This is a genomic window from Actinomycetospora sp. (assembly GCF_055612215.1).
In genome coordinates this window covers 1-2,946 of the sequence record NZ_JBVPVA010000511.1, presented here as the reverse complement: position 1 = coordinate 2,946, position 2,946 = coordinate 1, and the positions used below count along the sequence as shown (strand labels likewise).

The following is a 2,946-nucleotide window of genomic DNA, read 5'->3' as shown; positions in this document are numbered from 1 at the left end:
CGCTGCGACTGGCGGGCGGGGACGAAGCGGTCGCGGGTCCCGTGCCGCAGCAGGAACGGCGGGGCTCCGGCGCGGACGTGCGCGACGGGACTGGCGGCGCGCGCGGCGTCGGGTCGGTCGGCGACGGCGCCGCCGAGCAGCAGCGCCTCGCGGGAGTCCGCCGCACCCGGGTCGGTGATCGAGATCCCGGTCGCGGCGGCGTCCCGCGCGAGCGCCGTGAGGTCCGCCGGCCCGTACCAGTCGACGACGGCGTCCACGCCCTCGCCGGTCAGCGCGGCGAGGGCGGCGAGGTGCCCGCCGGCCGACTCGCCCCACAACGCGCGCCGGTCGGCCAGGCCGAGCTCGTCGGCGTGCGCGTCCAGCCACGCCAGGCCGGCTCGGACGTCGTCGAGGGGCGCCGGGAACGTGGCCTCCCCGGTCAGCCGGTAGTCCAGCGAGGCGACCGCGAACCCGGCCGCGGCCAGCTGGGCGAACGGCGACGGCGACCAGTCCGCGAACATCGGTCCCATCGCCGCGCGGCTCCCCGCCCGCCACCCGCCGCCGTGCAGGAACACCACGAGGGGGAGCGGGGCGGCGGAGTCGGGCCGGACGACGTCGAGCAGCAGGGGCCGGAAGCCGGGCACGACGGCGTACTCGACGGCCCGCCAGGTCGCCAGGCCCTGCCCGCGGCCCGGGGCCGGGAGCGGCGCGGGCGCCGGTGGCGGGGGCGGTGGCGGTGGTGTGTCAGTCGATGAGGTGGACATCGAAGTGGAACTCGTTGCGGTAGCGGCGGGCGGCGTCACCGAGCTGCTCGGGGGAAGGCACGACCGGCGCGGCCGGCGGCATGCGCGACGCGGTGCGCTCGCCGGCGGCGGCGAAGAACCGCTCGAAGCCGCCGGTGCTGACCCCGAGGGTGCGGGCCCGGTGGGACTCGACGCGGAACGTGTGGCGGTGGCCGGCCGGCACGTACCCGAAGTCGCCCGTCGTGAGGACCTCGTCCACCCGCCCGCCGTCGGGGTCCTCGATCGCGACGCGGACCAGGCCGTCGAGCACGTAGAAGATCTCGTGGACGTCCGGGTGGGAGTGCACCGGGATGGCCTGTCCGCGCGGGGCCTCCATGGTGAAGACGCCGAACTGACCCTCGGTCTCGTCGCCGGAGAGCAGCACGGTGAAGAGCTGGTCGAACAGGTGGGCCCGCTCGCCCTCGCCGGCCGCCAGCACGTAGGGGACCGGCCTGCCCGGCAGGGCGGGGTCCCTGTCCGCGGCGGCGCGGACGAACTCTGCGGTCATGGTGTCCCTCCGGGGGTCGGATCGGCGGTGGTCCGGCGTCGACCATGGTGTGGCCCGGACCCCGCCCGCGGCCCCGACCTTCCATTGACCGGCATAAGGTCGGGACGTGGACGCGCCGCGGCGTCGGGGCAAGCGGCCCGCCGAGGGCGATCCCGTCGTCGTGCGGGCGCTCGCGCTGCTCACCGCGTTCGACGCCGACCACCGCGCGTTGAGCCTGGCCGACCTGAGCCGCCGGGCCGCGATCCCGATGTCCACCGCGTTCCGGCTGGCGGGCCACCTGCTGGCCTGGGGGGCGCTGGAGAAGGACGACGACGCGCGCTACGTCGTCGGGCTGCGGCTCTTCGAGATCGCCTCGCTCGCCCCGCGCAGCCACGGCCTGCGCGAGGTGGCGCTGCCCTACCTCGAGGACCTCCACGAGGTGTCCGGCCAGCACGTCCTGCTCGCGGTGCGCGAGGGCGACGAGGCGCTGCTCGTCGAGCGGCTCTCCGCCCGGGGCGCCGTGGAGATCGACTACCGGGTGGGCGGCCGGATGCCGCTGCACGACACCGGGGTCGGGCTCGTCCTGCTCGCGGGGGCGCCGGAGGCGGTGCGCCGGCGCGTCCTGGGCGGGCTCGACGCGGCGGCCGCCGGGCGGCTGCGCCGCCGGCTCCCCGACGTGCGCCGGAGCCAGGTCGCGGTGTTCGACCGGGCCTCGCCCGCACCGGTCTCCTCGGTCGCCGCGCCGGTCCGCGACGGCCTCGGGCAGACCCTCGCGGCGGTGTCGGTCGTCGTCCCGGCGGGGGCCGCGCGCCCGCAGGCCTACACCCCGGTCGTGCGCTCGACCGCGCTCGCCGTCGCGCGAGGTCTGGGCCACCACCCGCCCCGCACTGGCTGAGCCGTGCGCGGGGGGCTTGGAGCGGGCGGGCGCCGGGAGCACGATGACCCGATGCGGCGACTGCTGCGGTGGCTGCTGCGCCGTGACCCCGGGCTGGACGCGACCCGGCGCGCGCCGCGGATCGCGATCGCCGCGTCCGTCGGCTTCCTCGCGTGCCGCTACGGGCTGGACTCCCCGACGATGGCGGTGTACGCGGTCTTCGGCGTCCTCGGCTTCGGGGTGTTCTCCGAGATCCGCGGCACCCCGGCCCAGCGCACCCGCACGATCCTGGCCTGCTGCCTCGCCGGGCTCGTCCTGGTCACCCTCGGATCGCTGCTGGCGGTGAACACGTGGGCGGCGACGGCCGGGGTGCTCGTGGCCGGGGTGGCGGTGGCCCTGCTCGCGCTGGGCGGCCCGCGCGCCGCCGGCGTCGTCGTGGGCCTGCACCTGCTCTACATCCTCCCGTCGTTCCCGCCCTTCACACCCGCGCAACTGCCGGAGCGCCTCGCCGGGCTGGTGATCGGAACAGGACTGCTCGCCCTGGCCGATCGGTTCCTCTGGCCGCCGGCGTCCCCGCGCCCGTTCGCCGCCCGGACCGCGGCCGCCGCCCGCGCGGTCGGCGCCCGGCTCGAGGCCCTGCCCGACGGCGGCGAGGAGCTCGCCCGCGCCCGACGCACCGCGACGTGGGCCGCCGACCGGGTGCGGCTCGGCGTCGTCCCGGTGGACGAGCGCCCGACGGGGCCCGGCGCTGCCGACCGCGGCCTCACCCACCTCGCGGCCGCGCTGCGCGCCCTGCACGGCCGCGTCGAGGCGCTGGAGGAGCT

At 77.9% G+C, this 2,946-nt stretch carries 4 protein-coding genes; 2 read left to right on the top strand and 2 right to left on the bottom strand.

All coding sequences use genetic code 11. From position 1 onward, the window contains the following. On the bottom strand, positions 1-743 hold a 743-nt coding region (locus AC0CYZ_RS14180), incomplete at its 3' end, for an alpha/beta hydrolase fold domain-containing protein (protein WP_472216362.1). Next, positions 724-1,269 (bottom strand): quercetin 2,3-dioxygenase, encoded by a 546-nt coding sequence (locus tag AC0CYZ_RS14175; RefSeq protein ID WP_472216360.1) that lies wholly within the window; start codon positions 1,267-1,269, stop codon positions 724-726. The genes AC0CYZ_RS14180 and AC0CYZ_RS14175, both read right to left, overlap by 20 nt. A 106-nt stretch (positions 1,270-1,375) precedes the next feature. Between AC0CYZ_RS14175 and AC0CYZ_RS14170 the strand changes: the two genes are divergently transcribed. Then, complete coding sequence (locus AC0CYZ_RS14170; protein WP_472216358.1) at positions 1,376-2,143, top strand: IclR family transcriptional regulator; 768 nt, start codon at positions 1,376-1,378, stop codon at positions 2,141-2,143. A 51-nt stretch (positions 2,144-2,194) separates the two neighbouring features. Further along, positions 2,195-2,946 (top strand): aromatic acid exporter family protein (locus tag AC0CYZ_RS14165; protein WP_472216356.1); only part of this gene is annotated, 752 nt, incomplete at its 3' end.